This window comes from Oribacterium sp. oral taxon 102 (genome assembly GCF_013394775.1).
GTDB lineage: Bacteria > Bacillota > Clostridia > Lachnospirales > Lachnospiraceae > Oribacterium.
In genome coordinates this window covers 1,301,294-1,326,994 of sequence record NZ_JABXYT010000001.1, presented here as the reverse complement: position 1 = coordinate 1,326,994, position 25,701 = coordinate 1,301,294, and the positions used below count along the sequence as shown (strand labels likewise).

General features: G+C 57.3%; 16 protein-coding genes. All 16 read right to left on the bottom strand.

Annotated elements, in window-relative coordinates:
* Positions 1-4 precede the first annotated feature (4 nt).
* Positions 5-709 (bottom strand): UMP kinase, encoded by a 705-nt coding sequence (pyrH, locus tag HW273_RS06080; protein ID WP_179010927.1) that lies wholly within the window; start codon positions 707-709, stop codon positions 5-7.
* A 176-nt stretch (positions 710-885) separates the two neighbouring features.
* Positions 886-2,547, bottom strand: a complete 1,662-nt coding sequence (locus tag HW273_RS06075; RefSeq protein ID WP_179010926.1) for a peptide ABC transporter substrate-binding protein — start codon at positions 2,545-2,547, stop codon at positions 886-888.
* A 176-nt stretch (positions 2,548-2,723) separates the two neighbouring features.
* Positions 2,724-4,406 carry a peptide ABC transporter substrate-binding protein gene (locus tag HW273_RS06070; RefSeq protein ID WP_179010925.1) on the bottom strand — a complete coding sequence of 561 codons (1,683 nt, stop codon included), beginning with the start codon at positions 4,404-4,406 and terminating at the stop codon, positions 2,724-2,726.
* An 87-nt stretch (positions 4,407-4,493) separates the two neighbouring features.
* Positions 4,494-5,474: an ABC transporter ATP-binding protein gene (locus HW273_RS06065; protein WP_179010924.1), complete on the bottom strand. Its 981-nt coding sequence runs from the start codon at positions 5,472-5,474 to the stop codon at positions 4,494-4,496.
* 2 nt (positions 5,475-5,476) lie between these two features.
* The gene (locus HW273_RS06060) at positions 5,477-6,484 is read right to left on the bottom strand and encodes an ABC transporter ATP-binding protein (protein ID WP_179010923.1); all 1,008 of its coding nucleotides are present in this window, start codon (positions 6,482-6,484) and stop codon (positions 5,477-5,479) included.
* A gap of 13 nt (positions 6,485-6,497) precedes the next feature.
* Positions 6,498-7,553 (bottom strand): ABC transporter permease, encoded by a 1,056-nt coding sequence (locus HW273_RS06055; RefSeq protein ID WP_179010922.1) that lies wholly within the window; start codon positions 7,551-7,553, stop codon positions 6,498-6,500.
* Between the two features lie 31 nt (positions 7,554-7,584).
* Positions 7,585-8,502 carry an ABC transporter permease gene (locus HW273_RS06050; RefSeq protein WP_179010921.1) on the bottom strand — a complete coding sequence of 306 codons (918 nt, stop codon included), beginning with the start codon at positions 8,500-8,502 and terminating at the stop codon, positions 7,585-7,587.
* 219 nt (positions 8,503-8,721) lie between these two features.
* Positions 8,722-10,446, bottom strand: a complete 1,725-nt coding sequence (locus HW273_RS06045) for a [FeFe] hydrogenase, group A (protein WP_179010920.1) — start codon at positions 10,444-10,446, stop codon at positions 8,722-8,724.
* Positions 10,440-12,275: an NAD(P)-binding protein gene (locus tag HW273_RS06040; RefSeq protein WP_179010919.1), complete on the bottom strand. Its 1,836-nt coding sequence runs from the start codon at positions 12,273-12,275 to the stop codon at positions 10,440-10,442. The genes HW273_RS06045 and HW273_RS06040 overlap by 7 nt, the downstream gene beginning before the upstream one ends.
* A gap of 329 nt (positions 12,276-12,604) precedes the next feature.
* Entirely contained in the window at positions 12,605-16,063 is a 3,459-nt protein-coding gene (locus tag HW273_RS06035; RefSeq protein ID WP_179010918.1) for an N-acetylmuramoyl-L-alanine amidase family protein, read from the bottom strand.
* Positions 16,064-16,239: 176 nt separating this feature from the next.
* Positions 16,240-18,369 (bottom strand): ATP-binding protein, encoded by a 2,130-nt coding sequence (locus HW273_RS06030; protein ID WP_179010917.1) that lies wholly within the window; start codon positions 18,367-18,369, stop codon positions 16,240-16,242.
* The gene (locus HW273_RS06025; protein WP_179010916.1) at positions 18,366-19,070 is read right to left on the bottom strand and encodes a response regulator transcription factor; all 705 of its coding nucleotides are present in this window, start codon (positions 19,068-19,070) and stop codon (positions 18,366-18,368) included. Before HW273_RS06025 ends, HW273_RS06030 begins: the two co-directional genes overlap by 4 nt.
* Positions 19,071-19,319: 249 nt before the next feature.
* Complete coding sequence (locus tag HW273_RS06020; RefSeq protein WP_179010915.1) at positions 19,320-20,621, bottom strand: CitMHS family transporter; 1,302 nt, start codon at positions 20,619-20,621, stop codon at positions 19,320-19,322.
* A 158-nt stretch (positions 20,622-20,779) separates the two neighbouring features.
* A complete protein-coding gene (locus HW273_RS06015) occupies positions 20,780-22,747 on the bottom strand; it encodes a sodium-translocating pyrophosphatase (protein ID WP_179010914.1) in 1,968 nt (655 codons plus the stop codon).
* 184 nt (positions 22,748-22,931) lie between these two features.
* Positions 22,932-24,059: an NAD(P)H-dependent flavin oxidoreductase gene (locus HW273_RS06010; RefSeq protein ID WP_179010913.1), complete on the bottom strand. Its 1,128-nt coding sequence runs from the start codon at positions 24,057-24,059 to the stop codon at positions 22,932-22,934.
* 399 nt (positions 24,060-24,458) lie between these two features.
* Positions 24,459-25,700, bottom strand: coding sequence for a diaminopimelate decarboxylase (gene lysA / locus HW273_RS06005; protein ID WP_179010912.1), 1,242 nt, complete (start codon positions 25,698-25,700; stop codon positions 24,459-24,461).
* Position 25,701: the final 1 nt, after the last annotated feature.

Sequence of the window (25,701 nt, the reverse complement as noted above, 5' to 3'; positions counted from 1 at the left end):
AATATCAAACAATAATCTTCGTGCCTCTGCCCTGCCCCTTCAGCGCCTCGGAGATGCCGTTTTCCTCCCCCAGAGAGAAGATCCTGAGCGGCATCCGGTTCTCCATACAGAGGACGGAGGCGGCGAGGTCAATGACGCCAAGCCGCTTATCTACGACCTCTGCGATCGGGATCTCGTCATAACGCTTCGCATCCGGATGCGTCTTCGGATCCATGTCGTAAACGCCGTCAACTGCCTTCGCGAGCAGGATCTCCTCACACTCCAGCTCTGCCGCGCGGAGCACCACGCCGGTGTCCGTCGAAAAGTACGGATGCCCCGTGCCTCCGGCACAGAAAACGACCGTCCCCTTCTCCATCGCCTTCAGCGCCTTCGTCTTCGAGAACAGCTCTGCCATATCGCCGATCGCTATGGAGGACATCACTCTGGTCTTCATTCCCTCGGTGCGGAAGATCTCGGAAACATAAATGCAGTTCATCACTGTAGCGAGGATGCCGACCTGATCTGCCCGATAACGATCCACATTCTCCGACTGACGGCCTCTCCAGAAGTTGCCGCCGCCGATCACGACCGCGAGCTCCACCCCCTCCTCCAGTGCCGACTTTACTTCTCTCGCCACCTTGCGGATCGTCGGATCATCGAAGCCGAAGTGCTTCTCACCTGCAAGCGCCTCTCCGGACAGCTTCAGCATGACTCTTCTCTTTTTAGACATAATTCTCCCTCTTTCCTTGGATTAGGGATATTCTATCATAAAATAAGAAACAATCGCAAGCGATTGTTTTGAACCGCTCTAAGCCGCGGGGCTCCCCCGATCTATGATCGGGGGCTGTCAAAAAGGTCCCGGCAAACTGCCGAGACCTTTTCTCTTCTGTTCCTGCAGAGGAATATTTACTCCTTCGTACCGTACATGAAGTACCAGTAGCCGTACGGAGAATACCATGTTCCCTTGACATTCTCCTTCATCAGCCAATACTCGTTGGAATAGACGACCGGCATCACCGCAGCATCGTTCAGGATCAGCTGCTCCGCCTGGTGCAGAAGATCATAGTGCTTTTCCACGTCAACGGTATCTCTCGCTTCCTGCACAAGCTTGTCAAATTCCGGATTCGAATATCTTCCATCATTGTTGCCGTTGCCGGTCTCGAGGAGGTTGATGAGGTTGGACGGATCGTCCCAATCCAGACTCCAGCCGTGGCGCGCTACATCGAAGTTGCCGTTCCGGCGGTCTGCGGACATCGTCTTCCACTCCTGCACATTGATCGTGCAGGTCACACCGAGCTCTGCCCATGCAGACTGCAGATACTCTGCGATCGCCATATTGGCGCCGGCGTCATTGGTCAGGTAGGAGAATGCCGGGAAGCCCTCTCCGTTCGGATAGCCCGCCTCGGCAAGCAGTGCCTTTGCCTTCTCCAGGTTTGCCTCATAATTGTCCACATCGAAATGCTTTCCGTACTTTTTGATCGTCACCTCCGCGAAGGAAGAGCTCGGTGCCGCGTCGCTGACGCCCGGCCCGACGAAATTCTCCGCCGGAGAGGAAATGCCCTGCAGCACTGTCTCGGCGAGGTACTTGCGGTCTGCCGCGAGGGAGAGCGCCTCCCGCACCTTCGGATTGTCAAACGGTGCCTTCTGGGTATTGAAAACCATGAAGCTGGTAGACATCTTCGCCTGCGTATGGAACTCCGGATTGTCCCGAAGAGAAGCAATCTCCTCCGTCGGCACATCCTTGATCATATCGATCTCCCCCTGATTATAGGCAGTGTAGGAGGTATTGGCATCCTCGATCAGGTGCCATACAATCCTGTCGAAGGTAATGTGCTCTGCATCCCAGTAATACGGGTTCTTCTCGAGAACGATCTGCGAGCCGTCCGTGAACTCCGTCATTCTGTACGGGCCGTTGGAGATATAAGTCGCCGGATCTGTCGTCCAGCCCTCGCCGTTCGCCTCAACCGTCGCCTGCTGTACCGGAGACATAACCACGAAAGCAGCGATCTTGTCGAAATAGATGCAGGGAGCGGACAGATGCACCACGAAGGTGCTCTCGTCCGGCGCCTCGACGCCGAGCTTATCCACCTCGCCGGCGGCAGCCTCGTCGAAGCCCACGATCATATTCATCAGATCGTAGCCATAGGGCGCCGCCGTCGCAGGGTCTGCAACTCTCTTCCATGAATAAACGAAATCGTTCGCCGTGAGTGCGGAGCCGTCCGACCACTTGAGATCCGGACGCAGGTGGAAGGTCCAGGTCAGCCCATCCTCGGAGCTCTCCCAGCTCTCCGCCACGCCGCCGATGATATTCTGCTTGTCATCAAACTTCAGAAGCCCCTCAAAGGCATGAATCAGGATATTTCCGCTGTCCGAAGCCGCATTCAGCGCCGGATCGATGGTCTCCGGAGAGGGCCCGACCTGCACGTCAAGCTGCTGTCCTCCCTCTGGAACAGCCGGCGTCTCCGCAGTATCTCCGGCGGTATTTCCGCCGTTCTTCCCTCCGCCGCAGGCAGACAATGCGAGTCCCGCCGCGACAACTGCCGTAAGCAGTGCGATTCTTTTTCTCATAATACCTCCTGTTAATGTGTTTCTTTCCTCTAAATGAAAGTAATTCAGAGCATAACATTTTTAATATTCTTTTTCAAGAGAGTACAAAAGACAGTCGAGATGCAGGAAAATGCCTGTGTCTCGACTGTCTTTTTAAAGGGTACTGATTTATTCCTGATATCCTTCGGAGAATCCGTTTACTCCTTGTGACCGTACATCAGGTACCAGTAGCCGTACGGAGAATGCCATGTTCCCTTAACGTTCGGCTTCTGAAGCCAGAACTCATTGTAATATGCCACCGGAGCCATCGCTGCATCCTTCAGGAGAACCTGCTCCGCCTGATGCAGAAGATCGTAGTGCTCCTCCACGTTCACCGTATTTCTGGCAGCGTCCACGAGCTTGTCAAACTCTGCGGAGGAATACTTTCCATCGTTGTTTCCGTTATTGGTCTCGAGGAGATTGATCATATTGGAGGGATCGTCCCAGTCATAGACCCAGCCGTTCCGGGCGACATCGAAGTTGCCGGCACGCCGGTTCGCGGTCACCGTCTTCCACTCCTGGATATCAACCTTCATCGTGAGCCCGAGCGCGCCCCATGCCGACTGCAGGTACTCTGCCACGGCCTTGTGATAAGCAGTATCATTGGTCAGATACTCGAAAGCAGGGAAGCCTGCACCGTCCGGATAGCCTGCCTCTGCAAGCAGCGCCTTTGCCTTCTCGAGATTCGCCTCATAATTGCTGTTGTCGAAGTGATCGCCGTACTTCTCCCTGGTCACCTCCGCAAAGGAAGAGCCCGGCGCCGCGTCGCTGACACCCGCGCCGACGAAATTGGTTGCCGGAGAATAGGTTCCCTGCATCACCGTATTCGCCACATAATCCCTGTCAATGGCAAGAGACAGTGCCTCGCGCACCTTGGCATTGTCAAACGGCGCCTTCTTTGTATTGAAGGTCACATAATAGGTGCCCATCAGCGGCTCCACATGGAACTCCGGATTGCCGGTCAGGGTCGGAATCTCCTCGGTCGGCACATCCTTGATGAGATCCAGCGTACCGTCATTGTAGGCTGTATAGGAGGTATTGGAATCCTCGATCAGATGCCACACGATCTTGTCAAAGGTGACATTCGCCGCATCCCAGTAATTCGGATTCTTCTCAAATACGATCTGTGAGCCGTCTGTAAACTCTGTCATCTTGTACGGACCGTCTGACACATAGGTCTCCGGAGCCGTGGACCAGCCGTCGCCAGCCGCCTCTATCGCCGCCTGCTGCACCGGCACCAGCGTCGCAAAAGCGCAAAGCTTCTCGAAATAGGTACACGGACTCTTCAGTGTCACGACAAATGTAGAATCGTCCGTTGCCTCTACGCCGAGCGCCTCCAGATTTCCCTGCGACGCCTCCTCATAGCCTGTAATGAGATTCAGCAGGTCATAGCCGTAGGGCGCCGCCGTAGCCGGATCCGCGATTCTCCGCCATGCATAGACGAAATCGTTCGCCGTGAGCGCGGAACCGTCCGACCACTTGAGATCAGGACGCAGATGGAAGGTCCACGTCAGCCCATCCTCGGAGCTCTCCCATTTCTCGGCAAGTCCTGCCACGACATTGTTATCCTTGTCGAACTTCATGAGTCCCTCAAAGGCATGAATAATCATATTCGCGCCGTCGACCGCGGAGTTCAGCGCCGGGTCGATGGTCTCCGGAGAGGGGCCGACCTGCACGTCGATCTGTCCGCCGCTCGTCTCCGCGCCGGTGTTGTCGGCAGCCGCCGTCTCCGCACCGGATGCCGCTGCTGTCGTCTGGGTATTGGCGGAAGAACCGCCACAGGCAGAAAGCGCAAGTCCCGCCGCTACCGCGGCAGAAAGAACCGCAAGATGCTTTTTCATAATATATACCTCCCTCTTATTATGTCTACATCCTGATTCTATAACATACGCTTATATCTTAAAAATAGATTTTAGTTATGACTAGTATCAATTTAATTTATCTAAATGGTGGCAGGCGACGAAATGCCCCGGCTTTTCCTCGCGGAACGCCGGCTTCTCCGCCGCGCATTTCTCATCGGCATAGGGACAACGGGTGCGGAACGGGCAGCCGGAGGGCGGATTCAGCGGAGACGGCACATCACCGCTCAGAATGATTCGCTTCGAGGCTCTCGCTGTCTTCGGATCCGCGATCGGAATCGCGGAAATCAGAGAACGGGTATACGGATGCATGGAATGGAAGGTCAGCTCGTCGCTGTCCGCAAGCTCCACCATGTGCCCCAGATACATAACACCGATACGGTTCGAAATATGGTTCACGATAGAGAGGTCATGCGCGATGAAGAGATAGGTCAGCCCCATATCGCGCTGCAAATCCTCGAACATATTGACCACCTGCGCCTGAATCGACACATCCAGCGCAGAAACCGGCTCATCGCAGACGATGAATTCCGGCTTCACGGCGAGCGCCCGCGCGATGCCGATTCGCTGCCGCTGTCCGCCGGAAAACTCGTGCGGATAGCGGTTCGCATGCTCGGAATTCAGCCCGACCGTAGACAGAAGCTCCAGGATCCGCTCCCGCCGCTCTGCCCTGTTCCGATACAGCTTATGGATATCCAATGCCTCCCCGACGATGTCTCCGACCGTCATACGCGGATCCAGCGAAGCATAGGGATCCTGAAAGACGATCTGCATCTTGCGGCGGTAGGGGAGCATATCTGCCCTCGTTCTGGTCTTCGAGTCGAAGATCACCTTGCCGTCATAGACGAGCTTTCCCTCCGTCGGCTCCGTCAGGCGAAGGATAGAGCGTCCGGTCGTCGTCTTGCCGCAGCCGGACTCGCCCACCAGACCAAAGGTTTCTCCCTTTCGGATGAAGAAGCTGACATCATCGACCGCTTTTACCACCTTCTTGGAGCCCGCAACCGGGAAATACTGCTTCAGGTTCTCAATTTCCAGTAAATTTTCAGACACCTTTACTGCTCTCCCTTCTGTGCCAAAAACTGCTGCTTCTGCTCCAGCCAGCAGCGGGCATAGTGTATACCCTCATAATCGTTCCGAAGCGGCTTCTGCTCGAGGCAGAGCTTCATACAGCTCTTGCAGCGCGGCGCGAAGCCGCAGCCCTTCGGCGGATTCAGCAGATCCACCGGCTGCCCCTCGATCGGGATCAGCTTTTCATACTCCCTCTCATGGAACTTCGGAATCGAGCGCAGCAGCCCCTTGGTATATTCATGCTTCGGCGCATAAAAAATATCGTCCGTGGTTCCATACTCTACAATCTCTCCGGCGTACATTACTGCGATATGATCGCACATGGAGGCGACGACGCCGAGGTCATGCGTGATCATAATGATACCCATGCCGAGCTTCCGCTTCAGTTCCTGCATCAGCTCGAGGATCTGCGCCTGTATCGTCACATCGAGCGCTGTCGTCGGCTCGTCCGCGATCAGAAGCTTCGGCTCACAGGCAAGTGCGATGGCAATCATCACCCTCTGCCGCATGCCGCCCGAAAGCTCATGCGGATACTGCCTGAGCCGCTTCTCCGGCTCATTGATGCCGACCAGCTCCAGCAGCTCCTTCGCCCTCGCAGTCGCCTCTCTGCCCTGCTTGTCCGTATGCAGCCGGATCGCCTCCTCGATCTGATTCCCGATCGTCCAGACCGGATTCAGGGAGGTCATCGGATCCTGGAAAATGATGCTGACCTCCTTTCCGCGGATTCGCCGGAGCTCCTTCTCGGACATCTGATCTATCCGGTGCCCGTTGAACTCTACCGAGCCTCCGACGATGCGTCCGTTCTGCGCGGTCAGCCCCATGATGGAATAGGCGGTCACAGACTTTCCGGAGCCGGACTCGCCCACGATGCCGAGAACCTCGCCCTCCTTCATCCGGATGCTGACATCATTCAGCGCCTTGACCTCGCCTGCCGGCGTGAAGAAGGAAAGCCTCTCATGCTTTATGTCTACCAAATATTTCTCTTCTGCCATATCCTCTCCCTTCTTACTGCTGCTTCAGCTTCGGATCGAAGGCATCCCGCAGTCCGTCTCCGAGCAGATTGAAGCTCAGGATAATGACGAAGATCAGGAATGCCGGCGCGAACAGCTTCTCCGGATAGGTCTGGAAGCCGTTCAGCGCAGAGCTTGCGAGCGAGCCGAGGGACGGCATCGGCGCCTGCACGCCCAGACCGAGGAAGGACAGGAAGGACTCTGTGAAAATAGAGCTCGGGATCTGCAGCGTCGTCGTCACGATCAGGGTGCCGATGCAGTTCGTGATCAGATGCTTGCCGATGATACGGCTGCTCTTCGCCCCCAGCGCCTTCGCTGCCGTGACATACTCGCTCTGGCGGAGCACCATGATCTGGGAACGCACGATCCGCGCCATGCCAACCCAATACAGGAGCGCAAAGACGATAAACATGGACACCATATTCGGTCCCAGCTTCTGGATGAAGCCAAAGCCCGGTGTCGCGCCGAGGGACTCCAGCGGGAACTTCAGCGTCTGCGCCAGCAGAATGATGATGAGCACATCCGGCACAGTATAGATAATGTCGACCACCCGCATCATAATCATATCGACCATGCCGCCGAAATAGCCGGCGATGGCGCCGTAGGCCGAGCCGATCAGGAGGATCAGAATGGAGGCGACGATACCGACTGTCATGGAAACCCTGCCGCCCACGAGCACACGGATCATATAGTCACGTCCGTTCTGGTCAGTTCCCAGAAGATGCGGGAATACCGTCTCGCCGCTGTCCAGACGAAGCTGCTCCGACTTCGAGTACTGCATCGGCGCGAGCCGCTCCGAGCCCTTGATCTGCTGCTCATACTTATAGGGGTAAAACTTCGGCACGACGAAGCATGCGATGACGATCAGGAACACGATCAGAAGCGCCGACATGGCGATCTTGTTTCTGCGGAATCTCCGGATCCCATCCTTCCAGAAGCTCACAGATTCCCGCATGACCACCAGCGATTCTTTCTCGGAAACCGATGCCGGTACGAAGTCATCCACGTTGAGCTGTAAACTCAGAGGATTACTCTTCTTCATTTCTTCCATTCTATCACTCCTCTTTCCATTCTGATTCCGCTTAACGAAGCTTGATCCGCGGGTCGACAACCGCATAGGCGATATCGACAATCACGTTCATTCCTATAATAAATACTGCGAGAAAAATGGTCGTACCCATAATCATCGGATAGTCTCTCGAGGTAATCGCTCCCACAAATTCGGAGCCCAGCCCCGGGATATTGAAGATCTTCTCAATGATGAAGGAGCCGGTCATCAGAGAAGCCAGCAGCGGCCCCAGATAGGTAATGACCGGAAGGATCGCATTCCGCATGGCATGCTTGAAGATGGACTTGAAGGTGCTGACACCCTTCGCCCTCGCCGTGCGCATATAGTCCTGCCCCATCACATCCAGCATGGAGGAGCGCATCAGGCGGGCAATATAGAAGCTCGGATAGAGTGCCAGCGCCATTACCGGCATGATATAGCTGGACGGCGTCTTCAGCCCCAGCGACGGCAGCAGCTCCAGCTTCGTGGTGAAAATATACATCAGAAGCGTACTTGACAGGAAGGACGGTACCGCAATGCCGGCAGTGGAGAGCACCACCAGGATATTATCGACGAGCTTGCCGCGGTTAAACGCAGCCACCGCGCCCAGCGGCACCCCGATGCAAACCGCTACGATCAGCGCGATCCCGCCGAGCCGCGCCGAAACCGGAAACTTGGTAGTGATGATCTGCGTCACGGTGCGTCCTCTCTTCTTCAGGGAAAGCCCGAAGTCACCGTGGAGAATCCCATTCATATAGGTAGCATATTGCTCCGGAAGCGGCTTATCCAGCCCGTACTTCGCCTCCATCGCCGCCTGCGCCTGCGGGGTGACCGCCTTCTCGGAAAGGAATGGTCCGCCCGGAACCATATTCATTACAAAAAAAGTAAGCGTCGCCACCAGAAACGCCGTAATGACCGCCATCAGAACTCGTTTCACTATGTATTTCGGCATTGATTTCCTCCTTAAAATTGCATCCGCTTCGGGAACGGAATAAAGTCCGGCACTCTAGCAGTAACAGACATAATGGAAAGTATATGCTATATTTATACCCATTGCAAGTTTTTTTCTCGAACAGCCGGCGCGAATTTCGCTTTTTGTCCGTGCTGTACAAAAATATGTCCGTTGTATGTATACAACGGACATGCATTTACTCACTTATTCGTTTGTGTCCTAAATCCCGACCTCCCAGCCGAAATGATCGGTATGCAGAAGCTCCTCCGCACGTTCGGAGAGCGGCTCTCCGAGGTAGTCCCGATAAATCTCCCGGATCGCCGGATTCTCATGAGAGAAGCGGAGCGCATCCGCGCTGTCCTGCGCATACAGCACCGGCGCTCTGTCCGCCGCCATCTCCTGCTGCGGATGAATCGGCTGCCCGCCGCCGCCGACACAGCCGCCCGGACATGCCATCACCTCGACGAAATCATAGTGTACTCTCCCCTGCCGGAGATAGCTCAGAAGCTTCCCGGCATTGGCGAGCCCGCTGACCACAGCGATCCGAAGCGGGATGCCGTCTATCGTAAGCTCAGCCTCTCTCCAGCCGTCCATCCCCCGGACCTCCCGAAAGGCATCGGGATCCGGATTCTCGCCGGTCACGAAGTAATGTGCAGAGCGGAGCGCCGCCTCCATTACGCCGCCGGTCGCGCCGAAGATATTGCCTGCTCCGGAGCCGTTCGGGAAGGGGCTGTCCAGCTCTGCCTCCGGGATCTCCGCCGCCACGATATGCTCCGAACGAATCAGGCGGTTCAATTCCCGGGTCGTCAGGACGATATCGACATCCCTGATCCCCGCCCTCTGCATCGTCGGGTACTCGCATTCCGCCTTTTTCGCGACACAGGGCATGAAGGAAACGCAGACCAGCCGCGCAGGATCTACTCCCAGCCGCTCCGCGAAATAGCTCTTCGTCACCGCACCGAACATCTGCTGCGGTGACTTCGCGCTCGAAAGCTGCGCCGTATACTCCGGGAAGTGCCCCTTCAGATAGCGAACCCAGCCCGGGCAGCAGCTCGTAAAGAGCGGAAGCCTCTCCCTGTCGCCGTTTTTTATTATATGAAGGAACTCGCTCGCTTCCTCCATGATCGTGAGATCCGCGGAAAAATCCGTATCGAAGACATAGTCGAAGCCCATGAGCTTCAGCGCAGAGGCAAGGCGCTTCATGCTCGCCCGTTCAGGACTGAGTCCGAATGCCTCTCCCCACGCCGTCCGGATTGCAGGCGCGATCTGTGCCACCACGATCTTGTCCGGATCCTCCAGCGCATCCAGCACTCTGTCCGTATCGTCCCGCTCCCGGAGCGCCCCCACCGGGCAGTGTGTGATGCATTGTCCGCAGAGTGCGCACTTCGAGTTCTCCAGGCGGTAAACATCCCGCACATCCACTGTGGTCTTGGAGCCGGTGTTCACCACATCCCAGATATTCGAGCCCTGAATATGGTCGCAGACCTGGATGCAGCGCATGCACTTGATGCATTTATCATAGTCCCGGATCAGCGGGAAGGTCTTCGAGCCCTTCTCCTGCGGAAGCTGCTTCTCAAACGGCACCTCCATGATATTCAGATCGTTCGCTACCGTCTGCAGCATACAATTCCCGGAGCGCACACAAATCGCGCAGTTGGTATTGTGCTGCGAGAGAATCAGCTCGACATTGATCTTCCGTGCGGCGCGTGCCTTGCGGGAATTGGTATGCACCACCATCCCCTCCGCGACGGTATTGTTGCACGCCGTGAGCAGACGCTCATAGCCCTCGACCTCGACCACGCAGATACGGCATGCCGCGATTTCGTTGATGTCCTTCAGGAAGCAAAGCGTCGGAATGCGGATTCCGGCGTCCAGCGCCGCCTGCAATATCGTGGTTCTCTCCGGAACCGATACCTGCTTTCCGTCGATGATGCAGTTTACCATTTTGCTTCCCTCCCTCCTTTGAAGATCCCATAGCCGAAATGGTCGCAGTGCAGACACCTCCCGCTCTCCTGCCGCGCCTCTTCCTCCGTCATCCCGCATTCCATCAGCCGGAAGTCGCAGCGGCGCTCCGCAGCGGGCCTCTCCTGCATATTGATCCGTCCCATCGGGATACGGTCGTCGAAGCGGATCGGCGGAAGCTCCACCTCCGATTCGATTTCATGGAAAAAGCCGAGGTATTCGTCGATATTCGCCGCAGCAACCTTGCCTGCGGCGATCGCGCGGATCACCGTTGCCGGCCCTGTCACACAGTCTCCTCCGGCGAAGATTCCCTCCGTCTCCTCCACCATGGAGGTATCCAGCGCACGAATTCTGCCTCTCTCGATCGGAATGCCGGCAGCCTCCGCAATGTCTCTGTAGTCGATGCCCTGTCCTACCGCAACAAGAATACGATCCGCCGGGATCTCGAGCTCCGGCTTCCCTGCCGGAACCGGCTCCGGGCGGCGGCTCCGGATTTCTCCGACAAGCTGCGGCTGCACGATCAGGCTCCGGCAGCTTCCATCCGCATGCTTCTCGATCCGAACCGGTGCTGCGAGTTCGACGATCTCGCAGCCGTCTGCGATCGCGCCCTCCACCTCCTCCGGCAGCGCCGTCATATCGTCCTTTCTCCTGCGGTACGCTACCTTGACCGACACCGCGCCGAGACGGATCGCAGAGCGGGCGACATCCATCGCGACATTTCCGCCGCCCACGACCACTATTCTCATGCCGCGGAAATCCGGATAAGCATCGTCTCCGATCGCACGGAGCAGCTCTACTGCGGAGATCACGCCTCCCGCGTCCTCTCCCTCGATTCCCAGCTTCCGGTCGGTATGCGCGCCGATCGAAACATAGATGGCGTCATAGTCCCTCCGAAGCTCCGGAAGACTGATATCCTTTCCGATTGCGCAGTCCGTGATCGTCCGGAAGCCTGCCTTTTTCATTCCCTCAATCTCATGATTCAGATATTCCCTCGGCAATCGATAGGCGGGGATGCCGTAACGGAGCATCCCGCCGAGCTGCCTGCGCTGCTCATATACCGTGACCTCATGTCCCATGATGCTGAGATAATACGCTGCGCTCAGCCCGGACGGGCCGCCGCCCACGATCGCGACGCGCTTCCCGGTCGGCTCCATCCGCTTCGGTGCGGGGATTTCTCCCTCCTGCTCCACGGCGAAGCGCTTCAGCCCTCGGATATTGATCGGTGCATCCACCATGGTTCTGCGGCATCTGAGCTCGCAGGGGTGCTCGCAGATCAGCCCGCAGCTCGCGGGAAGCGGATTGTCCTTCCGGATCAGCTGTACCGCGTCCTGATACCGTCCCTCGTGAATCAGTGCGAGATACCCCGGCACATCCACGTGCGCCGGACACTGGGAAACGCAGGGTACCGGCTGGCTCTGCAGGGCAGAGCATCGTCCATGCAGGATATGCTCCTCAAAGTCCTCCCGGAAGCCTCGGATCCCCTTCAGCACCATCCGCGCTGCCTCGGAGCCGATGGCACAGTCCGCGGAATAGTAAATGGATTCCGCCGTCTTCTCCAGAAGGCGGATGCTGGAAAGCTCCGCCTTTCCCTCCATGATCTGCTCGATCAATCCCTCGAGCTGTCCCAGACCGACCCTGCACGGCACGCATTTTCCGCAGGACTGTGCGTGGCAGAGGTGCAGAAACGCCTCCGTGAGATCCACAGGGCATAGTCCCGGCTGCGAGGCCTGAATCCTTCGCTCGAGATCCTTGTAGAGCTCCTCCACGGTTTGCTGCGCATGGTTTTGTGTCACGATGCTCAACCTGCTCATTTCTTCTCCTTTTCAAATCTCCTGAGATATTCAACTTTTCCCGTATGTTTTCCCCAAAAGAGCGATATGATGAGACCCCTCCGCAGTCTCACTTCTGTTTTTCGCCATTTAATACAAACATCACAGGCATCATTTTAATAAATATAGCATATTGTTCTGTATCCTGCACGGCTTCGCAGCTGAAATTTCGGAATCTCTTTCAAAAAATTCATAATTGCTTTGAACCGCTCTAAGCCGCGGGACTCCCCCGATCGTAGATCTGGGGCAGACAAAAGAGACCGCCTCGAATGAGACGATCTCTTTCCTTTGAGTATCCTATGTTTTTTACCTTACTCTACCCACGCGCCGCTCTGATCTACCTTGTAGCCGTCCGGCGTCACCGTGCCGAGGAGGAGCGCGCCGCTCTCCGAGAGGAAGTACCACTTGCCGTCCTGCCGCTGCCAGCCGGTCTGCATCTTCCCATCTGCTGCGAGGAGATACCACTTACCGCCGACAAACTGCCAGCCGGTCAGCAGCCTGCCGTCACGCGGGCTCAGATAGTACCAGCTGCCGTTCTTCGTGATCCAGCCGCTCAGATTACTGCCGTTTCCGGAGCGGAGATACCAGTCCTCTCCCTGCCGGATCCAGCATGCATCCGATGCCGTATTCTCCGTCCTGACTGCGCCGAGAACGGCGCCCCTGCTCTCCGGCTGTACCGAGCGGAGAATTCTGCGTGTTCCGCCACTGCCGCCGCTCCGTCTGCCGCTGTTTCCCCCGCCGGACTGCGTTCCGCCATTCTCCGGCTGCTTCGGCTCTTCGGTCTTGCCGCCGTTCTCCAGCTGCTTCAGCTTCTCCGTCTTACCGCCGTTCTCCGGCTGCTTCAGCTCCTCGATTCCCTGTGTCTCGGTCGTCTTGTAGAGGCTGAGCACCGGCGCGGTTCCCTTCGAGAGATCCCAATACATGTCCTCGCCGAGCGGATCATTTGCGTCGTCGATCATCGTGACATTCACGATGCTGCCATTCTTTGCATGATACCTCGGGCTTACGAGGCGTACATCCCCGGCTGCCGCATTGTTTACTGCGAGGCCCGGGCGCTTCGACATCGCGTCCGAAGCAGTACTGCCCTGCAGGAAGGCTTCTTCTGTCGCGAGGAGTCCCTTTCCGCTCACGGCGTCTCCGCCCTCGCCCCAGAAGGGCTTGCCGCCGACAGCAATCAGCTTGCCCCTGCCTTCTACTGTGCCGTTCTGCAACTCCAACGCCGTTCCGCCCTTGCCGTTCAGTGTGACTTTCGCCGCGCCGCCGTATACGGCGAGCACCGCATTGTCCTGAAGCGTCACAGTGCTTCTCTCTGTCACACGGAGCGCGGTCTGTCCGATGCCGTCCTTGCTGCCTGCCTCATCGCCCTTGATGAAGACCTGCCCCCGAACCAAAACACTGCCCTTCGCCACTACTACAGGCTCCGCATTGTCACGGTCGGTACGCTCTCCATTCGCGAGGTAGTTCGTATGGGAGACGATCGCTGCATTTTCTACGATCGCGCCGTCCTCTAGCTCCATCTGTCCGTTCAGGATCGCACCGGTCGAGAACTTCCCGCCGCTGTAGTTCATCGTGAAGATGCCGCCGGACTGTACGATGATCCTGCCCTCTACGGTAGAGCGGCGGAGATCCAGCCTGCCGCCCTCCTCTACAATGATACGAACGCTGCTGCGCACCCGTACGTTCTGCATCGTAAGCTTCGCGCCCCTCGGGATATAGAGCGTCTGCGGGATCTCTCCCACCTCCACGCTCTGCCAGTCTAAATCATAGCCGATGTCTGCGTAGGGACCGCCCTCGCCGGATCCCGACCAGAGCTTCAGCTCCGCCGGTACCCGGACGCTCTCGCTTTCCTCGTCTACATTGGAGCCGAAATTCCGGATACTCCACGGCTCCATATACTTCCACATATACTTCCCGTCCTGCGCTCTCTCGAAGTTCGGCTCCGACCGCATCGCGCTCTCCGAGAGCTGTTCGGAGAGCTTCTCCTCTCCACTGTAGATCCGGAACGGAAGCGCATTGCTCTCCGCGCTTCTGCCGACCTCATCCGTCACTCTGACAGAGACGAGGTAGAAGCCCGGTGTCTTCGGCGTGCCCTGCAGGGTAATGCTGTCTCCGAGGGAGGTATTCACACCATCCTCCATACCACTGTCCATATCCCCTGTCATGCCGGGCTTCGATGTGTCGGGGCGGATAAAGACCTCGACCTTCTGGATATTGATGCCGTTTTTGTTATCGAGCCCCATGACAGACCACTGCTTCTCGGATTCCTCCCCGCTCTCGCTGTCCTTCTCCGTCCGTGCGACATAGACCTTCGCATTGCTGTTTTTGCTGCTCGTCGCCATGCCGGTCGCGGAGGACACTCCGTCGTAGTCCGTCTGGTTCACGATCGCGGACTCGAAGCTGCCCTCGAGCTTCACATAGAGCGTCCTCGTGTCCTTCTCCTCCGGCTCTTCCGGTTCCGCCGATGTATCCTCCTCTGCGAGCACTGCCGTGTACCTGCCGTCCGCTCCCTTCGTAAGCTGCAGGAGCACATCCTCATAGCCCTCCGCGCTGATCCGGAAGGTGGTCGTGTCCTCCATGTCGTTGGTAAGGAAGAGCTTATATTCATAGTTGTATGTAGAATAATTGAAGCTTAGCCCATTATTCCACTGCTTCCCGCTCGGATAGCTGTTGATTCCTGTGAATTGATCGTAGCTCTCTCCATTCACGGAAACCGCGCTGATCGCCTGAAACCAGTCCTTGTCCGTCTTATTCACCATAAGCCGGAAAATTCTGACACTGCCCAGAGGTACCGAATACTCCATCAGTTCACCAAACTCTGTGGGGGCCGGCTTCTTCTGCTCCGGTTTCGCCGATGTATCCTCCTCCGCGAGCGCTGCCGTATAGCTGCCGTCCGCTCCCTTCGTGAGCTGCAGAAGCACATCCTCATAGCCCTTCGCGCTGATCCGGAAGGTGGTCATTCCCCTCAGGTCATTGGTAAAGCGCAGGAAATCCTCGTGGCTTTGGGTGTCATAATTTATGCCGTTCGCCTCTGCATACCACTCATGGCTTCCCGGCCAATAATTATTGATATTTGCATTCTTCCGATACGATACCCCGTTCACGGAAACTGCGTCGATTGCCTTGAGCCATTCTCTGTATTTCTTGTCTACCGTAACACGGAACACGGGTACGCCGCTGACGCTGCCCGCCAGTACCTCTCCGAACACCTCTGGCGTCTGCTTCTCCGCGGCCGGCAGTGCCGGCAGCGCGAAGAGGCTCGCGTCGAGCTGCTTCGGCAGAAGCTGTCCCTGCTCTGACAGAAGCGCTGTAAGGTCAAGGCGCTTCTCTCCGGACTGCTTCTCCGCCGTCTCGTCCTTCGCAGGCTCCGACAACTCCTCTGCTGTCTCCGTCTTTTCCGCAGCATTCTCCTCCATGCTCTCGCCGCGTGTGCCTTCTCCCGCATTCTCCGGCAACGTGGCCGAAGCGTCATTTTCTTCTGTCCTTTCGGTCTTCTTCGTTATGCCGTCTCCGTTCGAAACGGCGGCAGTGAACGCCTCCTTTCCGGCTTCGAGCTCCCCTGCATTTTCGTCCGAGCCATCGCTGCCGCTTCCGTACTGCGCCTCTGCTTCCTCCGTTCTCCTCGGAAGCTCTGATACGATCACACTATTCTGCCTTCCTGTATGCGCTGCCTCCTCCGCAAATACGGCATTTGCGGACAGGGACAGCAGCACTGCCGCCGTGGTCAGCGCAGAGCCGGTTCTCCGCAGCAGTCTCTTCTTCGCTCTCTTCATCCTTCTATCTCTCCTCTTATTATTTAAGTCGCATCAAAAGTTAGTTTATAATAACTAACCGCTGTATTATCTCAAAGAGACCGTCTTAAATCAAGTTGGACGAGTAATAGAATAAACAAATACTATGCTAAATTTTTTCTTGTACCCTCTGTTTTACATCACCCGTTTTTCGTCCTCTATTCCTCCTGCAATACCTCCTCAAACTCCTCCTGCCGGAGGATACGATCGATGATCCCGTTGTTCACATACCACTGAAGATCCTCTCCCGGCTCCTCCGTGCAGAGCAGGAGTCGAATCCCGTCATTCAGGCGGCGCACCATTTCCAGCAGCTCGATTCCGCTCATCGAATCCAGCCGATAGTCTGAAAGCACCATATCCGTCTCCGCCCTGTTTCCTTGCAGGGCACTGAGCAGCGCCGCCGGATGGCGGTAGAGCGTAAAGGCATACTTCGGATGCTCCCGGTTCCATCTCCGCAGCTTCTCCTCCATTTCCTGTCTCTCGCTGACTACAGAGATCCGCCGGATCCGGAGCATTCGACGTCCCGGATCCGCCTCTTCGATCGGGAAATAGAGCCGGAACAGACTCCCCTGCATCCTGCCGCTCTCCAGCTCGATCCGTCCGCCCAGCGAATTCATCACATTCTGAATGACAGAAAGCCCAAGCCCTGTGCCCTGCCGGCTGCCCTTCGTCGTATAGAAGGGCTCGAAAATCCGCGCCCTCGCGTCCTCGGAAATCCCGCAGCCCGTATCCCTTACCGTCAGCACCGCCCAGTCCCCCTCCCGCATGAGCCGGATCTCGAGCTCCTTCCGCGTCGTTTTCTCCATCGCCTGAAAGGCATTCTTCGAAAGGTTCAGCAGGATGTGCTGCAGCATTCCATCCCTGCCCATGACAGGCAGCGGCTCCTCCGTGAGCACTGCCGTGAAACGAAGCTCCTCCGGGCAGAGCTGCCGCACAACCTCCGAAGCCGCCCGCGTCTCCTCCGTCATATTCAGAAGCCGGAGCTTCGAACCGGAGTCCTGCCGTGCGAAGGCAAGCAGATCATGGGAGAGCTTCGAGGCGCGGTTCACCGCACCCGTAATCTCCCGGAGCATTTCACGATTTTCCGGGGAGATCGTCTCATCCCCCTCCAGAAGCTCCGCATAAACCAGCACCGGCGTCAGAAAGTTATTGAATTCATGCGCGATATGGCTCGCCATCATTCCCAGAGACTGCACTCTCTGGTAATGCCGGATTTCCTCCTTCTGTCTGGAAATGACCTCCATTCCCTGATTCAGCTCCCGAAGATAGCGGATCTCCTGCCGCTGCGCCTCCGCCTGATAGCGGCTGCCCGTGAGAAAAACCGCCGCGATCAGAAGCAGCAGGAAATAGATGCCGGTAAAAGCCGCAATCATCAGAACCATGGAGCCGAGCGGTCCGGAAAGCTCCTGCATCGGCAGCGTCGAATTCACGATCCAGCATTCCCCCTGAAAATGGATCTTCGTAAAGGCGACGATCCGTTCTACCGGCTCCAGCGCCTCACTGTCCCAGACATAGCTGTCGAGGATGCCACTGCCCTCTTCCTCCTCTTTCTGTCTGTCGATCCATGCACGGAGGCTCGTGAGATTCAGCTCCGGATAGCGCTCTGCTCTGTCGTAGACCGCATCCATGCCGATCTGGCTCCTCGCATGATGCATGATAATCGCGAGATCCTTGTCCTTCACGACAGAATAGCCGTTCCGTCCGATCTTCACCGGCGAAACGATGGTTTCATAAAGATAATTCAGATTAGCCGAAAAAAGGATATCGTAAGGAGAATTGCGAAGGCGATAGCGAAGCAGCATCTCATACCAGCCGGAATCGGCGAGCTCCTTGCCGAGAATCTCCGCCGTGCCCGCCTCTGCCTCCTCCGTTGCTTCTCCTGCACGGCGAAGCGCCGCCGCTGTTCCGGAGGGCTGCATACTCGAATACGGCACGGTTCCCTGTATGCGGTCATAGAGCAGGATGCCATGGAAGGCATCCCCATTCTGTTTTGCAAAATATAGAGCAGCGTGACGCAGCTGCTCTGCTTCCTCTTCTACCCCCGCATCCTCCAGTCCCCCGAAATAGAGCTCGATCTCCGAGAGCTCCTGCTGCACGGCATTCTCCAGATGATTTCCTACCGTTTTCGCAATCATCAGGAGCTGCTGCTGTTCCTGTGCGATCATCGCGGCGCGGTAATGCCGGAAGCTCCGCACATCGATATAGAGAATCAGCAAAAAGGCGATGCCAAAGAAAACCGGCATCATACTGTTTAAATGGCTGCGGATATCACCGAAGCGGCTCTTCATCCATCCCCCTCTTCTTCCATATCAAAGCGGTAGCCAATGCCGCGGACCGTCTTCAAATACCGCGGGTTCTTCGGATCCTCCTCGATCTTGTCCCGAATCCGCTTCACATAGACCGTGATCGTATTGTCGTCCACTACCGCCTCGTCCCAGACCTGCCGATAGAGCTGCTCCTTCGTAAAGACCCTCCCGGCGTTTTCCATGAAAAAACGAAAGAGACTCAGCTCCCGCGCGGTGAAGCTGAGCGGACGTTCATTTTTCAGGCACTCCATCCGGAGCGTATCTACGCGGAAGGGGCCGAGCCGCAGCTCCCTCTCTCCGGCATGACTGTAAACGCGGCTCCGCCGGATCAGCGCCTTCGCCGTCTGGATCAGCACAGAGATATGAAAGGGCTTCGTCAGATAGCTGTCCGCCCCGTAGCCGAGCCCCAGCACCTGATCCATCTCGTCGGATTTCCCAGAGAGCATCATCACCGGCGTGAGATCTCCCCGCGCCCGCATCGTCTGAAGCGCCTGATAGCCGCCAACCTCCTCCATCATTACATCCAGAATGACGAGATCGAAATGCCTCTGCCTGAGCAGCTCAAGCGCCTCTCTCCCGTCCGCCGCCTCTGTCACATTGATGTTCTCCCTCCGAAAGGCGAGCCTGAGCGCCGCACGGATCGCCGCCTCGTCATCCACTACCAGAATCTCCTCTCTTGCCATCTCCGCCCTCCCGCACCTTGAACACCCCGGCATTCCCCTGTATCCGCTTACACACACTCTGCTTCCGCTTTGCGCCGTACATGCGCTCTGCCCCCATTGTAGCACAAAACCGCGGCCTCCGAAGAGACCGCAGCGGAAATTCTATCCTGATTCCATTCGTATCAATGGCCTGTGGAAGCGCTGATTTATTCATGCTCTACGTGCCATAGGCATGTGACGGCTCCGATTTCATCTGTGCTTCTCCCTCTATCAGAGCGGAATCACGCCGAGGATAACACCCAGCAGCAGCATCAGTACACTGAGCACGAAATAGGGCGGAATGGAATACTTCATGTGATCCTTCAGCTCCGTATTGGTAAGTCCGATCGCGAGATAGGTCGCCGGCACGAGCGGGCTGACCATCAGCGCGATATTTTTCCCGATAATCATCGTCAGCGCAGTGGACAGGGAAGCGATGCCGTAGGTCTCGCCGACCTGCATAACCAGCGGCATAATACCGTAGAAATAAGCGTCCGTTCCGATGCAGAGCCCCAGCGGCAGTGCGAGTACGCCGAAGATCAGATGGATGTATCTGCCCAGCGCCGCCGGAATGACAGCCATGATCGCATTCGCCATCGCCTCCAACATTCCCGTGCCGTCGAAGACGCCGACCATCGCCCCCGCCGCGAAGAGTGTCGCGGAGATCAGAAGCGCTGCCGGCGCATGCTTCTTGATGAGCTTATCCTGCTGCTTCTGATCCGGATAATTCACTGCCAGCAGGATACAGAGTCCGATCATGAATACGACATAGCTGCTGGCGAGACCCATGGACAGCACTGCGATGACCGCGACCGTGAGTACGAGATTGAATACGAGGAAGCTGTTCTTCTTGCGGAGGGCCTGTACCTCTGCGGCAGCCTTCTCATCCACGGCGATCTCCTCGCCCTTCCCGGCACCGGCTCCCTGCTTCACGGCAAGCATTCCGAGCAGAACGGCGAGCACGACGTTTAAGAGCAGTCCGATCACCTGCATCGGGATCAGGATGTGCCAGAGCGCATTGGCATCCATCTGCAGCACGGTCGCCGCCCTTGCGGTCGGTCCGCCCCATGGAAGCAGATTCATGACACCCATACAGGCGCCGGTGATGCAGAGTAGAATCTTCGGATCGATCTTCATTCTCTTATAAACCGGATACAGTGCCGGAATGGTAATCAGCACGGTCGTCGCCGTCGTACCGTCGAGATGCGCGATGGTCGCGATCAGCGCCGTCGCCACCGTTACCGCGATGACATTGCTGCCCGCCCGCTTCACCAGCCAGTTCACGATCACATCGAAGAGACCGGTATCAGACAGCACGCCGAAATAAATCACAGAGAAAATGAAGAGGATTCCATTGCTGGTCGTCGTCTTGATTCCTTCCTTGATAAAATCCGCGATCTGCACCGGATTGTACCCGAGCAGAAGCGCAGCGATCGACGGAATCACGGCGAGCACCACGATCGGCGACATCTTGCCCCTTAGGAGCAGGAAGACAATGCAGATAATCATCAGAAATCCAACCAAAGCTACCATATTTACCCCTTTCCCGACCTTTCGAGGTCTCTTTTGATAAGGTAAGGATACGATACGCGGCTGAAATAAATATGACTCTACCATGACAATTCTGTCATAATAGAGTCATAAAATTCATTTTCCCCAATGAAGCACCTGCAAAAGGCGTTCCCGCCTCCTCACAGGAAGAACGGCAGGAAGGTAACGGAGACGATCGTCATCAGCTTGATCAGGATGTTGATGGAGGGGCCGGAGGTGTCCTTGAAGGGATCTCCCACCGTATCGCCGATCACCGCCGCCTTGTGCGCCTCCGAGCCCTTGCCGCCGCAGTGTCCCTCCTCGATGTATTTCTTCGCATTGTCCCACGCACCGCCGGCATTGGACATCATAATCGCGAGCAGCACGCCGCTCGCGAGCGAGCCGGCAAGTAAGCCTCCGAGTGCAGCGGGTCCGAGCAGGATACCGGTCAGAATCGGACTCAGGATTGCCAGCACACCGGGAAGGAGCATCTCCTTCAGCGCTGCCCGCGTCGAGATATCCACACACCTTGCATAGTCCGGCCTGCTGCTGCCCTCCATAATCCCGCGATCCGTGCGGAACTGCCTGCGTACCTCCTCAATCATTTCGAAGGCGGCGCGCCCCACAGATTTCATCGTGAGCGCCGAGAAAAGGAAGGGCAGCATCCCGCCGAGCAGGAGTCCGACTACCACCAGCGGATCCAGCAGATTGATGGATGAAAGCTGCGCGATCTGCGCGTAGGATGCGAAGAGTGCCAGTGCGGTCAGCGCCGCAGAGCCGATCGCAAAGCCCTTTCCGACCGCCGCCGTCGTGTTGCCCACCGCATCCAGCCTATCCGTGATCTCCCGAACATTCTCCGAAAGTCCCGCCATCTCCGCGATCCCTCCCGCATTGTCGGAGATCGGGCCGTACGCGTCTACCGCGACGACGATGCCTGTCGTCGAGAGCATCCCGACTGCCGCAAGCGCAATGCCGTAGAGTCCGAAGAAGCGAAACGCCGCGAGGATCCCCGCGCAGACCAAGAGGATCGGTGCTGCCGTCGAGAGCATCCCGAGCGCGAGTCCGTCAATGACGGCTGTCGCCGCCCCCGTTCCGCACTGTTCCGCCAGCGCTCTCACATGGCGAAAGCTGCCGGAGGTGTAGTATTCGGTCAGTACGCCGATCAGGATGCCGGTCAGGAGACCTGCCGCGACCGCACCGAAGGCACGGAGGCCGCCGAGCAGCATCCGGCTCAGGAAGAAGGAGAGCAGCACGACCAGCCCACCGCTGAGATAGGTTCCGCGGTTCAGCGCCGAAGCCGGATCCTTCGTATTCCTTCCGCCGACCGTAAAGACCGAAAGCAGGGATGCGAGGATGCCCGCCGCCGCGATCGAAAGCGCGAAGAGACTGCCCCGCAGCGGATCCACCTCCGGAATCGCCGCCGCCAGCGTGACCGCTGAGACGATGGAGCCCACATAGGACTCGAAGAGGTCGGAGCCCATGCCTGCCACATCGCCGACATTGTCCCCGACATTATCCGCGATCACCGCCGGATTCCGCGGATCATCCTCCGGGATGCCTGCCTCGACCTTCCCGACGAGATCCGCGCCTACGTCCGCCGCCTTGGTGTAGATGCCGCCTCCGACACGCCCGAAGAGAGCAATGGAGCTCGCTCCCAGTCCGAAGCCCGAGAAGAGCTCAATCCGGCTGACACCCGCTATCACAAAGAGTCCGCCCATGCCGAGCAGCCCGAGTCCCGCTACGCAGAGTCCCATGACCGCGCCGCCGCGGAAGGCGATGCGGAGCGCCGCCGGGATTCCGCCCTGCTCCGCCGCACGTGCAGTACGCACATTGGCATAGGTCGCGGTATGCATCCCGATATTGCCTGCCGCGATAGAGAAGAGTGCGCCGAACAGGAAAGCACCGGCGCTGTATACGCCGATGACTGCGAAAAGAAAAACGAACATGAACAGTATGAAAAATGCCACGATCCTGTATTCACGGTTCAGGAATGCCATCGCCCCCTCCCTGATATAGGATGCGATTTCCTGCATACGCGGATTTCCTGCCTCCTGTCCCCTGATCCAGCTGTAGAGCCACGCCGCACAGCACAGTGCGGCAAGGCTTGCCGCCACCACTACATACTTCATAAACCTGCCCTCCCTATTACCCGATCCGAAGTGTGAACAGAGCGGCAAAAATAATTCTGTCACTCTTATTATTTTTATTATAGGTTAGGGCAGGGATGAAAAAAAGCATGAATAACATTATCGTCGTTTTGCCTTATTATTTTTTAGATTTTATGGCATATTTCACAATAAATTTTAGTTTTCCTCAGATATCTCTATTCAGCTCCGAAAAAATCTCCGCCACTGTGGAGATGCGATCGATCCGCCAGACATTCTCTCCACAGAAGAGCAGCGCGTCCTCCATACACGCGGCTTCCCTCTCCGTCTCTCCGCGCTCCGGCTCCGATACGCTGTCTGTCCCGCCAAGACGCAGCCCCGCCGCGCGGCAGAGCGCCATCGTGATGCAGTAGGGCGTAGTCGCCGGATTGCAGCGCTCGAGACAGTGGAAGCAGCGCTGCACCGGCTCTCTGCTGCTCTCCCGCTCCCGCACGAAGCGATTCCGGATCGCGCGCCCCGGCATCCCCACCGGACTTTTCACAATGACGACATCCTCACGGGCAGCGCGGACGTATGCCTTCTTATAGCTCCGCGGCGCGTCGCATTCCTCTGTCGCGACGAAGCGGGTCGCCATCTGCACACCGGATGCACCCATCCTGAGGTAATGGTCGATGTCGCTCCGGTCATAGATTCCGCCCGCTACGAAAACGGGGATTTCCGTTCCGGCTGCCGCCGCCTCCTCTGAGACATAGCGGAGGATCGCTCCGATCTCCAGATCATACTCCGCCCTCGTGAGCGTACGTGCCTGCTCCACCGTGAAGCCGAGATGCCCGCCCGCCTTCGGCCCCTCGATCACGACGAAGTCGCTGACTCTCCCATAGTGTCTCTTCCAGAGGGAAAACAGCACGCGGATCGCCTTCAGGGAGGAGACGATCGGCGCGAAGCGAAGCTCCGTCCCCTCGATGAGCCCCGGCAGCTCTGTCGGCAGCCCCGCACCGGACAGGATCGCATCTGCCCCGTTCTCTGCCGCGCAGCGCACATACTTCTCATAGTCCGTACAGGCGCGCATGATATTCACGCCGAGCAGACCTCTTCCCTGCGAGAGCTCCCTCGCCCGGCGGATATGCCTGCCCAGTGCACGCAGATTACTCTCCAGAGGGCTGCGTGTCCATTCCGGGTCGCGATAGCCCGGCTGCGCCGCGGACAGGACGCCCATGCCCCCCTCCCTTGCGACAGCTCCCGCGAGCGACGAAAGACTGATCCCGACGCCCATGCCTCCCTGAATCACCGGAACCTGCAGCTCCAATCCTCCTATCCTTACCGACGGCAATGTCATTTTTCTTCTCTGTATCCGGATATCCGGATCCTTTCCGTAGATTCTGCATTTCCCTTTTTTTATATAGATTCAAAAGAAGGTATATGTAGTTTTTAATACTATATAATACAGTTTTTAATATTTCAATCTTTATTTGACATTTTATTCGAATTTGTCGTTTGAGAAGGAAGCGCTGCGTAAGCCCCATACCGAAGCCTTCGATGCCACCAATCGGATAAGTCCCGCATACTGATTTCACAACAGAAAAAGTGCGGCTCCCGAAGGAACCGCACTCCGCATAAAAAAATACGGCCGCTCAATGCTTCACCATCTTATGTCCTGTCCAGAAGCACATCGCTGCGCCGACAAGCATCACCACTGCCCAGAATCTATGCTGCTTCAGCATCTTCCCCTCCTTTCTTACATATATGCCATCAGATCCTCTATCGTCTCCCGTCTTCGGATCTGCCGCACATTACCGTCTCTGCCTATCATAAGCTCCGCGGGACGCGGTCTGGAATTGTAGCTGGAGCACATACTGTAGCCATATGCCCCGCTGTCCAGTACGCAGAGGAGATCCCCCCTCCTGAGCCGCGGGAGAAGCCGATCCTTCGCGAGCAGATCGCCGGACTCACAGATATTTCCGGTCACCGTGACCTCCTCCATGTCCGCTCTCGGCAGGAGCCGCCCGCCGCGCAGCACCTCGATATCGTGCCAGGAATCATACATAGACGGCCGCACCAGCACATTCATGCCAATGTCCGTGCCGGCATACTTCCTGCCGGCGTTCTGCTTCAGGGCATGGACACGCCCCAGAATCACGCCGCCCTCCGCGACGCAGTAGCGCCCCGGCTCGGACTTGAAAAGCGGCGCATCGCCGTACTCCGAAACGAAGCGATCCAGAATCGGCAGGAGCCGCTCCCGAAACGCCGCCATATCATATTCCGCCTCCCCCTCCAGCTTATGATAGGGGATGCCGTAGCCGCCGCCGAAATCAAGGAAGCGGAGCCCCGGAAAGCGCACTGCAAGCCGAAGCAGACTGGAAACCGCATCGAGATAGGGCTGCGGATCCATGAAGAGGGAGCCGATATGCTGGTTGATCCCGACGATGCGGAGCCCGAAGCGCGCTGCAAGCCCGAAGATCCCGTCGAGCTCCTCCGCTGCGATCCCGAACTTCGTCCGCTTGCCGCCGGTGACGACCTTCTCGCTGTGTCCCGCACCGATGCCCGGGTTCAGACGCACCGCGCATTCCCCTCCCGGATTCAGCGTCCCGTAGAGCTCGAGCTGCGAAAGACTGTCCAGACTGGTCAGAATCCCCTCCTCGATCGCTACGCGGAGCTCCTTCTCCGAGACATTGTTCGGTACGAAGAAGATTCTCTCGTTCGGGAAGCCCGCCTTTTGCAGGAGGCGGATCTCCCCGATGCTCATAGCATCGCAGTTGAGTCCCTCCGCCAGCGCGAGCCGCAGGATATGAATATTGGTATTCGCCTTTACGGAATAATTCGCGGTATAGGGATACTTCGTAATCACCCCCGCCACACGCGCCATCTGTCTCCGGATAATGTCTTCGTTATACACATACAGGGGAGAGCCATATTCCCGGACGAGCCGTTCCGGATCGTTCCCCTTGAAAAAATCGGATTTTCCGATATAGGATTCCATT